Raw genomic sequence first — 15,911 nt, 5'->3', positions numbered from 1 at the left:
GTCTCGCCCAGGCCCGCTGGGAGGAGGGGTTCCCCGACCTCGTTGACCCCTTGCGCGAGGTCCACGTCCCTCCGGCCTGGCCGGACGCCGGCGCCTTGAGTGCAGGAAATCCCGGCGAGAATGATCTTGCTAGGGTTCACCCAAGACCTGGGGCGTTCAACAACCTCACATGTGAACATCGGCCCAGCGGCCGTGATGCGCTCAAGCTCTTCAACGAGAACATCACGGCATGGAAGGTGGTCAGGCGATGACGCCCGAGGAGCAGGATCTGGTCATGGGACTGGCGTTCGTACCAGGTGTGGGTCGGACGCGCACGCTCGACGAGGTGCTCGCCCACTTCGGCGAGTCCGACGGTGGGGCCCTGGCGCTCCGGCTGCTCCGGGACGCCATGGAGCGCCGGGACGCCGACGACGTCGAGATGGCGTTGATCGTCCATGGCGCCGCCGACGCCTCGGTCGAGGAGTTCATGGAGCCGTTGACCGAGCTGTTCCCTGCCGAATGGCACAGGGAGCACGAGGACATCGTGTCCACGCTGGGCAAGCTCCGCTCGCCCAAGACGGTGCCGACGCTGGTCTTGGCGACTCACTGGGTTCCCGAGCGCCTGGACTGGGACGAGAACCGGGCGCTCGCGGTGAAGGCGATCTGGGCTCTCGGCGCCATTCCCGGCGCGGAGACCCGGGAAGCCCTCGAGGGGTTGTGCGACGACGAGAGCGAGATCATCCGTGAGAACGCGGTGAAGCAGCTCGAACGCCGCGGCGAGCTCTGACCGCAGAGCCGTAGGCGTTCCGACCAAGATCAACCTCACCAGGATTGCCTGCACCTCAACTACTCCCGCCCGTTAACCCCCCACCGGGCCGCGAGTGACTCCCAAACTCATCGACATTGATCAAGGGACCGGCCCACGCGGTGACTCCCGAAGCCGTCGACAAACGACTCCCGTTCTCGTGTACAAAGCCAGACGCTGCACGCCCACCGTGGCGGTGCCCTTCTTCAAGTCGCCGGTCTCGTCGACGACCAGCACCGCGTCGTCGTGGTGCAGCTGCTCGACGACGAAGCCTCGGATGTCGTCGCGGACCGCGTCGGCGTCCCACCTGGCCCTGGACAGCAGGTGCTGCAAGCCGTCCGGTGTCGTGTCCCCGGCGTGCTCGGCGAGCGTCCAGCAATTCTTGCGTGGCAGGTCCGCCAGCAACCCGAGCACCAGCGCCCTCGCCCGCCGCCGCGGTTCCACCCGGGCGAACCGCCCCGCGATGCGGCCCATCAGGACCTCGAACCTGTCCTGCCACCGGACAGGATCTATGCTGTGACCTGCGGCCACCGTCTGATCTTCTGTCTTCACACACCGATGATCACCGGTGGCCGCACCCATTCCCGAACCAGCCCCAGGGCCTTGGCAAAGTCGCGTGATGTCTCGTTCTGAGAGGATCCTGGCGTGTTCGACTTCGGGATCGAAAGCTACCGGCCTCATTGGCTGAACGATCGATCCGCAGTCACGGCAGGCCACGGCCAGCAACTGCGTGCGCTCATCGGCCGCCCGTTGACCCATGCCTGGCTGGTCTGGGACGTTCACGACAACGAGTGGTTCTCCGACTGCCCCGTCCTGCTCGACTTCACCGGAGAACAGGTTGAGATCAACCACCAAAAGTTCGACGACTTCTCGATCACCTGGAACACGGTCGACCCCCACCAGCCGGTCCTGTGGCCCGACTTCGATCTCCAGTGGCGCCACGACATGCGCCCCGAGCTGCACGCCCTCCAGGGCCAGGTCCTTCGGGACGTGCAGCTCCTCGAATGGACCGGGAGCGACATGGCCCAGGGAACAGTCGCTGTCAGCTTCTGCTTCCCCCACAGCCAACTGACCATCGCCAACGCCCTCGACGAGAACGGGCTGACCTTCGGGCCACCCGAGTCGCGCTACCAGCGTCACTCACTGCGCTAAGCACCCGCCCGAAACCAGGCACCCTCACGCGACTTGCCGAGGCCCGGGACCAGCCCCGATCGGCAGATCACGATCTACGGCTGGAGTACTAGCCCGTTGCAGTTGGCCAGCCACCAGCGCCTTCCCGCATTTATACGGGGTGGAGCCACTGGAATGTAAAGTCGCAACGCAATTCGATGTTGTGGGCTGGCAAGAACCTGAGGCGGAACTGGAGAGGTACCGGATTTATTATGTCTCGAGTCCGGAATGTCCTGAATTGCGGAGGCCCGAGCGGCCACTTCGGATTATTAGGGTATTTTTGGAACATTTCACCCCCGACTCGCAACCACGTCGGAAACCCCGCCTCTGCAGGATCAAGGCTGGGGGCAGCCAGAAAAAAGCGAGCTTCCGCATTTATATCCAATGTTTTTCCTGGGGCAAATGCGACCGGCCCGTTAGGGAACGTAAAAAGTTTTTCATTCTTAACGCAGGGGGAAGCTGCTTCGACCGATGAGCAACCGTACAGGTCGCCAAAGATTCCGGTAACCGTCTCGTCGTCCTCGCTGAAATCATCCCGGTGAATCCTGACCAGCCTGATCTCTACCATGTTTCCCACGAAGATCCTCCTCGCTGTCGCGCGGAAGCAAATCTGTTGGGGGCTGCTTGACACGAACGTCGACATACTTGTGATGGCTACCATCACAGTGCATCCGCAGCCGCCTCTTCGCAACCCGGGCCAAGACGAACCTCGCGCTCTTCGAGTACATAGACAGCTTCTATAACCCCTGCGCATCTAGAACCGGCTCGGCTAACCTCAGTTCGGTCGAGTTCGAGGAAAAGCACTACGCCGACCAGGCAACGTTCGAAAATCCAACATCGGCAGTGGTCGGAGTCGGCCTGGTCACCGTGGGCCCCGTAGCGAAGCCAACTTCGTGATCAGGCTGTGCCAGATGCGTGCCAGGTCGTACGGGGAACCGCGGGGAACAGCGGGAAACCCATCGACCGTCCACCAAGCGTCTGCGCCGCTCCGTCACAGGTCAGGCACAGAAATGACCCTAGATAACCTTATCTTCCCAAGCTCAGAGTTTTTGAGATGCGGGAACCCTGCAGACTCCAGCCGCTTGAGGACGGATCCGATCTTACTGCCAACTATCTCGTCTTGAATTCGACCTTCCCGGTGCTCATGCGGAAGTTTCCGTTCGAGTAAAGAGTGGGGCGGGCCTCGACATGGTTGCCGCTGTACTTCTCTACGTGCCGGATCTGGGCACCGCCGGGAACGGTGAAGTCGATCAAGGCGATGGCGACCCAGTAGGACAAGTTGCGATTGTTGAACAGTGGCACCGTCACCGTAGAACCCCGCCCGTCGCTGATGACTGCCCGAGCACCGTAGGACTTGAACGAACCGGCACCGTTTTCCACCGCGCTGTAGGCGCACAGAAGGACGTAGCCCTGGAGGTCGGGGCGACGGATGGTAATCGTCTCGCGGCCCGGCGCCCGGGCGTCGCCATCCAGGGCGATGTAGGGCGGCGCGAAGGGCAATCCGAGCTGTCGGTAATAGACGACCTGTTCTGACTTGTTCGGGCGCTTGCCAGGCGGGGTGACAAGACTCCCAGGAACATAGAGGGCGTACAGGTCGAGGTCAGCGCCAGCTCGTCTTCGGGCTGCGCTCCCGCCGTTCCATTCGAGTGTGGCCGTCACGACAAGGCTTGGATCGTTCTTGCGCATGTCAATAGTCGCTTGGCCGGCCTTGGTGAGAGCGACCTTGCCCAGCGGGACGAGAGGGCGAGTCGGTGTCGTCAGCGGGACTGGTGCAACCCCCGGGGACATGTTCGGTGCGTAGGCGGGTCGTGGCGGTGTAGTTGGTGTAGGCCGTTCCTGCGCGGCCGTCGCCGCAGCTGGAGATTGTGCCGCGGACGGCCCAGGGTCATCTACAACGATGCCGAAGTCCGAGGCCAGACCCGCCAGCCCGGTGTCCCATCCCTGTCCTACCGCCCTTGCCTTCCAACCGCCTGACCGTCGGTAGAGCTCAACGAGGATGACCACCGTCTCCCGATGCGTGAGCGGCGGCGGCGCAAACGTGATCCGTGCGCTCCCACACTCGATGACCGCGTGAGGGGTGTTGCTCGCGTCGAAGTGAGTAGCCCGCAGCTCAGGGTCAATGCTGGCGACGACTGCAACACGGTCGACTGTCGTAGGGACCGCGACCAGATCCGCAACGATCGTCTGCCCGTTCAGTACGATCCCGTCCTGCGACGAGTGGTTGTAGAAGACCAGATCGTCATCACTCCGGACCTTGCCGTCCTGCCCGAGCAGAACAGCAGATACGTCGATGCCCGTAGTCGGCGAGGTGAGGGTGACGCGGCAAACCGCTGCGGACAAGACAGCGTTGCCGCCTTTGGCAAGCGTAGTAGTCATGGGCGCCCTCTCACGGTGGTGCGAACATCGTGCTACCCCTAGCCGGTCCGTGTAGGACAAACGGTGGTTTCCTGAGGTGAAGCACCGCGAAGGTGATCATGTTCCTGAGGCTGCAAGATGCGACAGCAGTTGAGCCGCCCGTCTCAGTTTCCGTCTCATTCAGCGCCGTTCACGGCCGTTCAGACGAGACAACGCAAGTAGCCGCTCTCGCGACCGGCCGCCCATGAACACAGGTGAACGCCCCTGTACATAGCGGGGAACCCCACCACCACAGTTGGAAAGCGTGCACCAGCAGTCGACGTACAGCACTGATTGATGCGCGGCCGGCGCTGACAGGTCTCGCTCTTGGCCATCGACGAAGCCCGACCGTCGGTTAGGTCCCGGGTTGGCCCCGGGCCGCCCCCAGACAGAGCCGGGGATGCAGCTGCTCTACAGAGCTGGATACCCCGGAAGCCGACCGCGCGTCTGAGACTCTAACCAGTGCCACTGACAACCCACCCTGCGAACGGTGCTTCCCCGAGCGTGTTCCGCAACGCTCCTGCACCACAACCGCACCAGATCGAGCGGGTAACAGCGGGGAACCACGGTGAAAGGGTCAGTACCCATCGAGTCCCCGAGCGGACCGTTCGTCCAGGTCAGCACCCAAGTTCAGCCACCAGTGATCGCAGCTTCCCAAGCTGCGGTCCCCGAGACGTCGGCGCAGCCAGCACACTCGTAAAGTCGCGGCATGGTGACTGCGACTGTCCGTGAATGGCACGACGAGGAAGGGTGGGGGTACTCGACTCCCCCGAGACACCCGGCGGTTGCTGGGGCCACTACTCCGTCATCCAGACGAAGGGCTTCCATACGCTCTCGCCGGGACAACGTGTAGACCTCCAATGGGAAGCCCCCGGCTACAAGCAAGACGGCTACACCTACCGCGCAGTGCACATAGCGCCTCGGCCAGCCTGACATCAACAACGGCAGACAGCAGCAACTACGAGCGGTCACTGACGGCCATGCCTTCCAGGCATCCGAAGCTCCCGAAGCCTGGGTGATCGAACTCCCAAAGCGGTGCTCACCAGGCTCGGCCTTGCCGCGGACGTGCCAAGTAGGGTGCCTCTTATGACCACTTCTCCTGATCACGTCGACAGCAGAGAGGACCTGGCTGCCTTCGTCCGTGCCCTCCACCGGAGCCACACCGAGGAGGGCCACTCATGGTAGAACGGAGGAATAGTCAAGACCTGTGGATCTAGTGCCCCCCCCCGAGCCGAGCCGTCGTTCCGTCGCGAGGGAGCGGCCAACGTGCCAGGACAAATCACGTCAAGCCGTAACTCGCGTGGGCCGGTATCGCTGAGCTACCGCCCCCGACCGGAACTCATGGCGGTCCACGAGCTCGAGCTGGATGCGCTCGCGCAGACCGGCGAGCAATGTCGGCCCGTGTCCGGCAAGGACCGGCTGAACAAGGAACTCGTACTCGTCGATCAGTCCCAGATCTGCCAACGCCAGGGGGAGCGTCACGCCACCCACCCACAGGCCCTCGCCTGACTCCTGCTTGAGCCGCTGAACCGCTTGTCCCAAGTCGCCTCGCACCAGGTCGGCATTCCAATCGACCCCGCTCAGCGTGCTCGACACGACGTACTTCTTCGCCCGGTCGATGGTCTCGGCGAATGGGATCTGCCACTCATCCATCCAGTCAGGCCACGTGCCCGTGGCCGGCTTCCGCCACGCCGACTCCATCATCTCGTAGGTCACCCGGCCGAATAGCAGGGCATCGGCTCGCTCCATCTCAGCGGTCCAGTAGCGCATCGACTCCTCGTCCGGGGGGAGCCCTGCGTCGTGATGGCAGCAGCCGTCGAGCGTGACGTTGATCGAGTATCGAAGTGGTCTCATCTCGTTGCTCTCCCTTGATGCACGCCCCGCGTTCACCGGACCGTACTCAGACGACTGCCGGCGCCATTTCTCATCGACGCCCCGATCGCACCTACTTTGGCGCCGTCGTGATGCGAACTTTAACTTCGTCGTGATGCGAACCAGACCGCAGACCGAGCGCGCGACCGATTCGGCGCTCGGAGCGTTCAGGTTCGCAAAGGGACGGCGCCCATAACGCTCGATTTCGATGCACGGTGCCGCGTCACCTACCGTCGGCTCAGGGTCAACGACGAAAGTCGCAAACGTTGCCTGACGCGGCACTATTCAGTTCGGTGGTTGATCCAGTTGTTCCATCCGTCGGCTTGCCGCGTTGCGGACGCGGCGGGTTCGTCCCTGTTCGGCGAGCAGGCTGAGGGCGTCGGATGAGGTAATGATCTGCGCGGTCGCGGCTGTGCGTTGGAACCAGTCGGATGCGGCGGTAAGCGCCTCGGCAGCCCATGGCTCGTCCAGGGCGATGGTCCTCAGCAGGGTCCACTCGCGCAGGCGGCGGGCGAGGTAGTCCCGGTCCCCGATGACCGCGGCCATGATGTGAGCCCAGACGGTGAACTCGGCGTCGGTCAGCAGCTGGGCTGCCCGGCGGTCCAGGTGGTGCACCACCGCGCCTTGCGCCATCGCCTCATCCTGATCGCGCAGCACTGCGGCCACCAGCTCGGCCTCCTCCGCCTCCGAGACGGCATCGAGGGCCTGCAGGTAGTGCGCGTAACGCTGGTGCTCGGCGGGTCCCGGCGGGCCGCCGAACTCCATCAGCCCGGAGCGGTACGCGAGCACCACGGCCTGTGCCCTGTCCCGGGCGCCGATCTTGTGGAGGATCCGCTTGACGTGGGTCTTGGCGGTCGACTCGGCGATGAGGAGAAGGCCGGCGATCTGCGCGTTCGACAGGCCCTCGGCCACCAGCCGGAGCACCTGCCGTTCACGGGAGGTGAGTTGGCCCAGCAGGGTGGTGGCCTGCGCCTCCTGCGCTGCGGCGCCGTCCCGAGCGGCCCGTCCCCCGAGGACGAAGTGCTCCACCAAGGCCCGCGTGACCGCCGGGTCCAGCAGCGTGTCACCCGCGGCCACCGTCCGCACGGCATCGATCAGGCGTTCCGGCGAGGCACGCTTGAGCAGGAACCCGCTCGCCCCCGCCCGCAACGCTCGCCACACGTACGCGTCGTCGGGGAACGTGGTCAGGACGAGAACGCGCGCCCGCAGTCCCGCCTCGACGATGCGGCGGGTGGCCTCGATGCCGTCGACGCCCGGCATCCGTACGTCCATCAGCACGATATCCGGGTCCAGAGCGCGGCACTGCTCGACCGCCCGCACCCCGTCGGACGCTTCTCCGACGACCTCGATGCCGGGCGCGCTGCCCAGCACGACCGCGACACCCGTACGCAACAGGGCGTCGTCATCGGCCAGGAGGACACGGAGGGGCAAGGACACGGAGCTGGTTGCGGGAGCGGTGGCGGTCATGGCATGGGCAGTTCCACGCGGAGTGCGAATCCGCCGCCGGAAGCCCGTCCGTGCCGTACCGACCCGCCGAAGACACCGGCCCGTTCGGTGATGCCGAGCAGCCCACGGCCCAGCCGGTACTCGGACGCCGGCCCGTCCCCGTCGTCGACGACGTTCACGAGTACCGCTGCCTCGGTTCCGTCGGTCCTCTGGACTGTGACGTCGGCCGAACGCGCCCGCCCGTGCCGCAGGGCATTCGTCAGCGCCTCCTGGACTATCCGGTGTACGGCGGTCTCCATCTCGCGTGACAGCGTCCGCGTCCGCACCCCCGACTCGACGCGCACCCGCACGGCCATCCCCGCGTCGGCCAACGGCCGCACCAGGCCCTCCAGTTCATCGAGACCGGGTGGCCCGCCGTGCACATCGCCGACGCCCATGGCCCCGAACCGGCCGGGACCATCGTCCACCTCGTCGGCACCCACCGCCCCGGAGCCCGGCGGTGTGCCGTCCTCCGCCCGTAGCACCCCGAGCAACCGGTCCAGCTCCGCCAGCGCCTCGCGGCCCGTGCGTTCGACACTCATCAGGAGTTCTCGGGTCCGCTCGGGCTCGGTGGCGAGCACCATGCGGCCGGCGCCCGCCTGGACCAGCATCGCGTTGACCGCGTGTCCGACGACATCGTGCAACTCCCGGGCGATACGCACCCGTTCGTTGATCACCGCCTCGCGGCGCTTCAACCGCCGGCGTGCCTCCAGGGCCCTCCGTCGCCGAGCCGTGCCGTATCCCGCCGCCCACACCAGCAGCCAGACGAACAGGACGCCCGCGGGTGCCATCGACGAGTCGTCCTCGGGTGCGAAGAAGGCGAGCACACCGGGCGGGACGAGCAGGGCGCCGAGCCGCGCACGGGCAGGGCTCGCGTACAGGCCCAGCGAGTACAGGCCGATCAGGTTCGCGATCGGTGTCAGTCCCCCGGGGTCAGCCCACAGCGCCTCGGCGCTCAGCCCCGCCGTACCCACCGCATACGCGGCCAACGGCGTGCGCCGACGGAAGGCCAGGCTACCGGCGATGACCACGCACAGCCCCAGAACCAGCGGCAATGGACGGCCGGGCACCCGCTCCCCGCCGAGCCGCACCGCGACCATGGCCGCCAGCAGGACCACGGCCGGTGCCAGGTCGACCACCGCGACCGGCAGCCGGCCCGTGAACCCCCGGGTCTCCCAGGCGGCGCGCAACAGCGCGGCCCTGTGCGGTAAGCACCCTCCAGCCACGATGTCCCCCCGCGAAGCCGAGCCAAGGTCCCGCAACCGTACCCATCGAGCGGGCCGCTCGGCACTGGCCTGCAACGTCGCCCGCATCGCCGACCGGCTCCCGGCCGCAGCCGGGTGCTGCCCGCCAAAGGCGGATCCGGTCGCCCCGTTGATCCCTGGGGCAGCCCCGGCGGGCGCCCGACTGTCCGGCTGTCCGGCTGTCCGGCTGTCCGGCTACGCGAGCGCGTCCGCTCCTCCTTCCAGCCACACTCGCAGGTGGGAGGAGTGCTCGGCATCCATGTGCACGGTGTTCACGGCTATGGCGGTGCGGCGGGTGGCAGCCTCCGGTTCGCCGGTGTTCGTGTTGACGTCGAAGCGGGGGAAGTTGCTGGAGGAGACGTCGAGCCGGATGCGGTGGCCGACGGCGAAGCGGTTTGCCGTGTCGGGGGCGGTGACCTCGATCTCGTACGTCTCGCCGGGTATGAGTAACTCCGGCCTCTCGTAGGAGCGGTGGAAGCGGCAGCGGGCGATGCCGTCGGTGAGGTTCATGGCGAAGCCGTGCGGGTAGTCGGCGTTGGGCGGGTGGACGTCGATCAGCTTGATGGTGAAGTCGGTGTCCGGGGCCGTGCTGGAGATGTGGAGCCTTGCCGACACCGGGCCGGCCATCACCACGTCCCGCTCGAGTGGCGGGGTGGTCAGGCTGATCACGTCCGGGCGGGAGTCCAGCGGCAGGTACGGCGCACGGGCCCCGTACACCCGGGCGTCCGGGGCGTTCTGGTCGTGGGCCCCACCCGTCATCACCGGTTCGCCCGAGGTGACTTGGCCTCCCATGGTGGGCACCGGGTGGTGCGGGTCGAAGTCGTAGGTCACCGACGCGGCGGCCGCGGTGGGCGGGGCGAGGGTGAGGGCGCCGCCGGTGGTGAGGTACAGGGCGACAGGGGCCGTCGACGCCGGCGGCCACTGGGTGTCGGTGCGCCAGGCGCCGCCGTGCCGCATCCGCCCTGCCGCATCCCGCCGGCCGTCGCCGCCCCCCATCAGGAAGTACCGCACGGCAGGGAGATCTCCGTTCCCCGGATCACCCTCGTCGTTCCCGTCATGATCCCCCTCGTCCTCCCGGCCCAGCGCCCGGTCGAACCAGCGGCGGCGGAACTCCAGGTACGACGGGCCGAGGTTGCCGTCCAGGGTCGCCCGTGGACCGAAGTCCACGTCTCCGGCGTACGTCTCGCAGTGGTGTCCGTGCGTCCACGGGCCCATGACCAGGTAGGAGGGTGCCGACTTCAGCTCCCGCAGGGCGGTGAAGTTCTCGATGGTGGAGCGGACGTAGGGGTCGTACCAGCTGCCCATGTGCAGGCTCGGCGCGTCCGGGAAGCGGTCGTAGAAGCCTCGCCCGTAGATCGCCGGGTTGCGGTAGTAGTCCCCGAAGGTGTCCTGGCGCCACTGCTCCAGCAGGAAGTCCTCGTACGCGGACAGGTGCCGCAGCGGCGTGCAGCCCGGCCGCCACGGCATCGCACCGAACCAGCCCGTCGCGTCCACCCGCAGCAACTGCTCGGCCAGCACCGGATCCGCCGCCGCCTCCGGGCTGTGCACCGCATGCCGCAGCGCCCAGGTCACCTGCTTCAGCTCGAATGCGCCGCCCATCCGCATCCCCGCGTCGTACGCGCAGGAGAAACCGCCCGAGTCCTGGAACATGGCGGCCAGCCCGGGCGCCCCCTCGGCGGCTGCGGCTGCCTGGACGTGGGCGGAGTAGGACACCCCCGTCATCACGACCCTGCCGTCACACCACGGCTGGTTCCTGAGCCAGGCGATCGTGTCCGCCCCGTCCGGGCCCTCGCCGAGGTACTTCACGAACGTCCCCTCGGAGTCGCCCCGGCCCCGGCAGTCCTGCCGTACGACGTGGTAGCGGGCCTGGGTGAAGTGCCGGGCGATGTCCTCGGGCTGCGGGACGGGCGCGTCGCTGCGGTCCTGGTCCGAACCGCGCTGCGCGCGCCGGCCGTACGGGGTGCGCTCCAGGAGCACGGGAAGCGCGGTCGCCTCCGGCTCGGGTGAGGCGGAGTACAGGTCGGCGGCGAGCTGGATGCCGTCCCGCATGGGGATGCGCAGGGTACGGCGCCACAGGGCACCGCCCTGGAGGGGTTCGGGTCGGCAAGTGGGGGAGGTCTCGTACGTGGTCACTCCCGTGACGCTAAGCAGTTGCCCAGGTCATGGCGATCACTTGACGTCATCAGGTCAACTGTTCCGCCGGACGGTGACGGGACCGGACACGGGACCTACTGTGCAGCGCAACCCGGGAACGCCCTGCGTGCCATCGCGACGGATCGTGCGCGGCTCCGGGTCCCGCTTCGCACTGCTCGCGGCGTAGCCGCGCCATGCCCTCGTTTCCCCGTCCTCTCCCAGTCCTCACAGGAGGCCGCCATGAGCACACCTGACAGCCGCGCCGAGGAGGTGCAGGCCACCGATCCCGGCGAGGGGGGCCGTGGCTCCCGGTTCCTCGACCTGGTCGAGCGGGCGGGCAACGCGCTGCCGCATCCGTTCTGGCTGTTCTGGATCCTGTTCGGGGTCGTCGCCTGCGTCAGCTGGGCGCTGAACGCCTCCGGCCTACAGGTCGAGGACCCCTCCTCGGGCGACCCGGTCGGCGTACGCAGCGCACTGTCGGCGGACGCCGTACGGGACCTGATCACCGGCGCCGAGGAGTCCTTCGTCACCTTCGGCCCGCTCGGCACCGTGCTGATGGTGATGCTGGGTGTCGCGGTCGCCGAGCGGTCGGGACTCTTCGAAGCGCTGGCCCGCCGCATGCTGTCGGGCCTGTCCCCGCGCACCGTCGTCCTGGGCGTGGCGCTGGGCGGCGTGCTGGGGAAGTTCCTGTCCGACTCCGCGTACGTGGTCCTCATCCCGCTCGGGGCGGTGGCCTTCCGCGCCGTGGGCCGCTCCCCCATGCTCGGCATGATCGTCGCGTTCGTCTCCATCAACGCCGCGGGCGACGCCAACCCGCTGATCGCCCCCGGGGACGCGCTGTTCGCCTCCGTGGCCACCGAGGCCGCGCAACTCGTCGACGAGGACGTGGTGGTCCGCGCGACGGACAACATGTACTTCACCACGGTCTCGGCGTTCGTGCTGGCCGGCACCATCGCCCTGGTCGTGGACAAGATCCTCGCCAGGCGCGAGCACCACCTGACCCCGGACGCGGACCTGGAGGCCGCCGCGGCACAGCGGATCGTCGCCGCGGAGGTCGACGACGCCACCGAGCTGCGGGCCCTGAAGCTGACCGGGCTGGCCGTGCTCGGCTACGCCGCGCTGATCGTGCTCGCGATGCTGCCCGCCTCGTCACCGCTCCGCGGTGAGGGGGGCGCCATCGTGGAGTCCACCTTCATGAACGCCATCGCCGTCTTCCTCACCGTCTTCTTCCTCCTCATCGGCGCTGTGTACGGGCGGCTCACCGGGCGGATCCGCGGGAGCCGCGCGATACCGGAGTTCATGGCGGAGGGAGTGCGCTCCATCGCGCCGCTGCTGGTGCTCTTCTTCGCCGTGTCCCAGTTCCTCGCCCTGTTCAAGTGGACCAACATCGCCACGGTCGTCGCGGTCGAAGGGGCGGACTTCCTAGAGGAGTTGGGCGCGCCCACTCTGGTGCTGTTCTCCCTGCTGATCGTCGCGGTCGCACTGATGAACCTCCTCATCACCTCCGGCTCCGCCCTGTGGACACTGGTCGCCCCGGCACTGGTGCCGATGCTGATGCTGCTCGGCACCAGCCCGGCCACCACCATGGCGCTCTACCGCATCGCCGACTCATGCACGAACTCCATCACCCCGATGAGCACCTCGTTCATGCTCTGTGTCGGCTACCTGCAGACCCTCCGCCGTAAGGCCGGCATCGGCACCCTGGTCTCCTTCACCCTGCCCCTCGCCATGATCATGCTGGTGGTCTGGGTGCTGCTGTTCTTCGCCTGGTACCTGCTGGGCATCCCGCTCGGTCCGGGAGCGCCGGTGCGGTGAACTCCCGCCGTACGCTGACAGCGTGAGCATCGTCCTCGACCTCGGAGGGCTCGGCCCCGCGGACCTCACGGCCGGGCCCTCCGCGCTGTCGGAACTGATGGCGAGCCTGCACGTGCTCGCCGAACCCGAGCACCACCCGGAGGCCGCGGGCTGGGCGGCCCGCGCCGCTACGGCGGGACCCGAACTGCACGACGAGTTGTCCGTGTTCGCTCCTCTGTGGGCCCGATACCGCTGCCGCCTGTTCTTTCCCCGTACGCTGCCGCTCGCGGCGAGCCTGGACGAGGAGCTGGCCGCGATCGCGGCGCTGTCGGACGAGCACTTCCTGGAGCTGGTGGCGCCCGGAGTCCTCGGCACCAACGCGCTGCCCATTCCGCCGGCCCGCGAGCTGCGCGCCGGAACCGCCGCCGCGGACCACTACGCACGCCTCTGTCTGCGCCGCTCCTACGCCCGCGGTGAGCTGGCGCGGCAGCTGGTGGCGGCGCCGCTGGAGCTGCGGGACCGGCTGCTGGCGGTGCTGCGGGCCGCCGACACCGCGTTCTTCGCCGAGGACTGGCGCACCCTGCGGCCTGCCCTGGAAGACCACGCGCGGGAGGTGCGTCGCCGACTGACAGCCCGGTCGCCCGCGGAGGTGCTCACCGAGCTGCTGCCGACCGCGGCCCGGGTCGCGCCGGGGGAACGGATACGGCTGGACAAGCTGCAGACCGACGAGGTGAAGGTGGCCCCGCGCCCCCTCGTCCTCGTCCCGTCCGCCCGGGTGTGGCCGCATCTGACGGTCAAGAACGAGCACCCGTCGTGCGTGGTGGTGCAGTACGCGGCTCGCGGCACCGCCCCGGCCGGACAACTGACCCTGCGGGATCTGCACCACCGGCTGATGGCGCTGACCTCGCCCGCCCGGATGGAACTGTGCCGCCATCTGCTGGGTGAGCCCATCACCACCTCGGAGCTCGCCGCCCGACTCGGCTCCAGCGAACCACAGGTCTCCCGCGCCCTGCGCACCCTGCGCGACGCGGGCCTGGTTCGCTCCACCCGGGACGGCAAGCTGGTGCGGCACCGGCTCGCCACGGACGTCATCCAGCGACTGGGCCACGACGTCCTCGCCACCGTGGCACGGTGAACCGACGAGGGAAGCTCGGGGGCTGCAGAGTCGGGCCCGGGGCGTCCCGGCGACCGTCCAGGACGGGGCGGGACAGGACGGGGCGGGACAGGACGGGGCGGGGCGGGGCGGGGCGGCCGGTTGCCTACGTCTGGTCGTCCCAATCACGGTGTCCGCTTTCGACGAGTGCGCGGAGACGGTCCGGTGACTCCTCGTCGGTGGCTGCGGTGCTCTTGATCCAGGCGGTGGAAACGGCCGCGAGGAACAGGTCTGGACATCCGCACGGGGCCCGCGCTCCTGCTGCGGCGCCACAAAGGGCCATGGATGCGCGGCCCCGTCGGCCAGACCCCTCGGCCACACACCCCACCGACAAGACCCAGCGCGCACCCGGGGGCGGCCGCCACTTACGCTTGCATGCGTAAACCGATCGGTTTACAATGGCGAAACTGATCGGTTTCTCGCCGTGAGGGCAAGTCTCAGAACTTGAATCACCGAGTCTCAGAACCCGAATCACCAGGAGCATCGGATGACTGCCGCGCGCGAGGTCGAGGGGCAACCGACGGATCCGAGGCTTCCTGCGAAGCTGGCTGCCCATCCGTCGGTGCGGGCCGTGCTCGCCCGGCGCAGGTCCGGTGACGCGGTGAGCCCTCCGGCGGTGATCGACGCGGACTGGCTGCGCGAGATATGCCTGGCGGCCGGTGCGGACGACGTGGCCGCGGTCAGCCTGGACCACCCCGACCTGGCCGACGAGCGCGAGCACGCGCAGTCCGCACTGCCCGGCACCCGCACCCTGATCGCGATGGCGGTCCGGATGAACCGCGACAACTGCCGTTCCCCGGCCCGCAGCGTGGCCAACCAGGAGTTCCACCAGACCGACGAACAGGCCAATCACGCCGCCCGCAGTGTCACCCGGGCACTGCAGGACGCCGGCCACCGCGCACTCAATCCGTCGGTCGCCTTCCCCCAGGAGATGGACCGCTTCCCCGGGCGGATCTGGGTGGTGGCGCACAAGACGGTCGCGGTGGCCGCCGGCCTCGGCGTGATGGGCCTGCACCGCAATGTCATCCACCCGAAGTTCGGCAACTTCATACTGCTGGCGACCGTCCTGGTGGACGCCGAGGTGAGCGAGTACGGGCAGGCGCTGGACTACAACCCCTGTATCGACTGCAAGTTGTGCGTGGCGGCCTGCCCGGTCGGTGCCATCAGCAAGGACGGGGCATTCGACGCCCTGGCCTGCACCACCCACAACTACCGCGAGTTCATGAGCGGTTTCACCGACTGGGCGCAGACCGTGGCCGACAGCGAGGACGCCGCCGACTACCGCTCCCGGGTCACCGATTCCGAGAGCGCCTCCATGTGGCAGAGCCTGACCTCGCCCCCCGGCTACAAGTCCGGCTACTGCATGGCCGTCTGCCCCGGCGGCGAAGACGTCCTGGGCCCCTACCTGGACGACCGCAAGACGTTCATGGACACCGTGCTGCGACCGCTCCAGGACAAGAGGGAGACCCTCTACGTCCTGCCGGGCTCACACGCGCAGGAGTACGCCCAGCGCCGCTTCCCCCACAAGCCCGTCAAGGAAGTCACCGGCGGCTGGCACCCCCCGGCGAAACGCTCCGCATCCCACTGACTCAACTCCCCCCCCCGGACGGGGCCACTGTGCGGAGTGGCCCCGAGAGGTCGGGAGGTGCGCTCACACACGCTCAGCGACGGGCGAAACGGCTGCGGCCTTGCGGAAGTCGAAGGGCCGAAGGCCGAGGCCGTACGGGCAGGCATGTGAGCCGCCGCGCCACCGGTGGCGCGGCGATCAGCACGGCGAGACCGGTCAGCGGGTGCGACGGCCCGGAGGAGGCGACCGGACCCAGCGGATTCCGGGCCGGGGTCGGTTCTCCGGTGATCGCGTCGCCCGCCGCGCGTTGTCTTA

At 68.0% G+C, this 15,911-nt stretch carries 9 protein-coding genes and 3 pseudogenes; 6 read left to right on the top strand and 6 right to left on the bottom strand.

The genetic code is table 11. From position 1 onward, the window contains the following. Positions 1–229 precede the first annotated feature (229 nt). Positions 230–766 (top strand): HEAT repeat domain-containing protein, encoded by a 537-nt coding sequence (locus JIX55_RS39435; protein WP_257568009.1) that lies wholly within the window; start codon positions 230–232, stop codon positions 764–766. A 192-nt stretch (positions 767–958) separates the two neighbouring features. On the opposite strand, the pseudogene JIX55_RS39430 reads toward JIX55_RS39435, so the two are convergent. After that, positions 959–1,258: pseudogene (locus tag JIX55_RS39430) on the bottom strand (transposase); the annotation flags it as partial. Between the two features lie 171 nt (positions 1,259–1,429). Here JIX55_RS39430 and JIX55_RS39425 point away from each other — a divergent pair. Beyond that, positions 1,430–1,936: a hypothetical protein gene (locus JIX55_RS39425; protein ID WP_257568008.1), complete on the top strand. Its 507-nt coding sequence runs from the start codon at positions 1,430–1,432 to the stop codon at positions 1,934–1,936. Between the two features lie 1,128 nt (positions 1,937–3,064). On the opposite strand, the gene JIX55_RS39420 is transcribed toward JIX55_RS39425, so the two are convergent. After that, the gene (locus JIX55_RS39420) at positions 3,065–4,330 is read right to left on the bottom strand and encodes a TerD domain-containing protein (protein WP_257568007.1); all 1,266 of its coding nucleotides are present in this window, start codon (positions 4,328–4,330) and stop codon (positions 3,065–3,067) included. 727 nt (positions 4,331–5,057) lie between these two features. On the opposite strand from JIX55_RS39420, the pseudogene JIX55_RS39415 reads away from it, so the two are divergent. After that, positions 5,058–5,281 (top strand): annotated as a pseudogene (locus tag JIX55_RS39415) (cold-shock protein). A gap of 351 nt (positions 5,282–5,632) precedes the next feature. Here JIX55_RS39415 and JIX55_RS39410 read toward each other — a convergent pair. From JIX55_RS39410 to JIX55_RS39395, 4 genes and pseudogenes are all read right to left on the bottom strand, one after another. Beyond that, positions 5,633–6,202, bottom strand: coding sequence for a dihydrofolate reductase family protein (locus tag JIX55_RS39410; RefSeq protein WP_257568006.1), 570 nt, complete (start codon positions 6,200–6,202; stop codon positions 5,633–5,635). Between the two features lie 768 nt (positions 6,203–6,970). Beyond that, positions 6,971–7,687 (bottom strand): annotated as a pseudogene (locus JIX55_RS51605) (response regulator); the annotation flags it as partial. Further along, the gene (locus tag JIX55_RS39400; protein ID WP_257568005.1) at positions 7,684–8,895 is read right to left on the bottom strand and encodes a sensor histidine kinase; all 1,212 of its coding nucleotides are present in this window, start codon (positions 8,893–8,895) and stop codon (positions 7,684–7,686) included. The gene JIX55_RS39400 and the pseudogene JIX55_RS51605, both read right to left, overlap by 4 nt. 249 nt (positions 8,896–9,144) lie before the next feature. After that, positions 9,145–11,082 (bottom strand): CocE/NonD family hydrolase, encoded by a 1,938-nt coding sequence (locus JIX55_RS39395; RefSeq protein WP_257568004.1) that lies wholly within the window; start codon positions 11,080–11,082, stop codon positions 9,145–9,147. A 240-nt stretch (positions 11,083–11,322) separates the two neighbouring features. Between JIX55_RS39395 and JIX55_RS39390 the strand changes: the two genes are divergently transcribed. The 3 genes from JIX55_RS39390 to JIX55_RS39380 all read left to right on the top strand — a co-directional run bounded on the left by JIX55_RS39390 (position 11,323) and on the right by JIX55_RS39380 (position 15,617). Then, entirely contained in the window at positions 11,323–12,897 is a 1,575-nt protein-coding gene (locus tag JIX55_RS39390) for an AbgT family transporter (RefSeq protein WP_257568003.1), read from the top strand. 22 nt (positions 12,898–12,919) lie between these two features. Then, positions 12,920–14,011 carry an ArsR/SmtB family transcription factor gene (locus JIX55_RS39385; protein ID WP_257568002.1) on the top strand — a complete coding sequence of 364 codons (1,092 nt, stop codon included), beginning with the start codon at positions 12,920–12,922 and terminating at the stop codon, positions 14,009–14,011. 505 nt (positions 14,012–14,516) lie between these two features. Further along, positions 14,517–15,617 (top strand): 4Fe-4S binding protein, encoded by a 1,101-nt coding sequence (locus JIX55_RS39380; protein ID WP_257568001.1) that lies wholly within the window; start codon positions 14,517–14,519, stop codon positions 15,615–15,617. Positions 15,618–15,911 lie beyond the last annotated feature (294 nt).

Origin of the sequence: Streptomyces sp. DSM 40750 (assembly GCF_024612035.1) — a bacterium.
In the GTDB taxonomy this organism is placed as follows: domain Bacteria; phylum Actinomycetota; class Actinomycetes; order Streptomycetales; family Streptomycetaceae; genus Streptomyces.
Note: the sequence above shows the minus strand (reverse complement) of the source record. Positions and strands in the feature narration are given on the sequence as shown.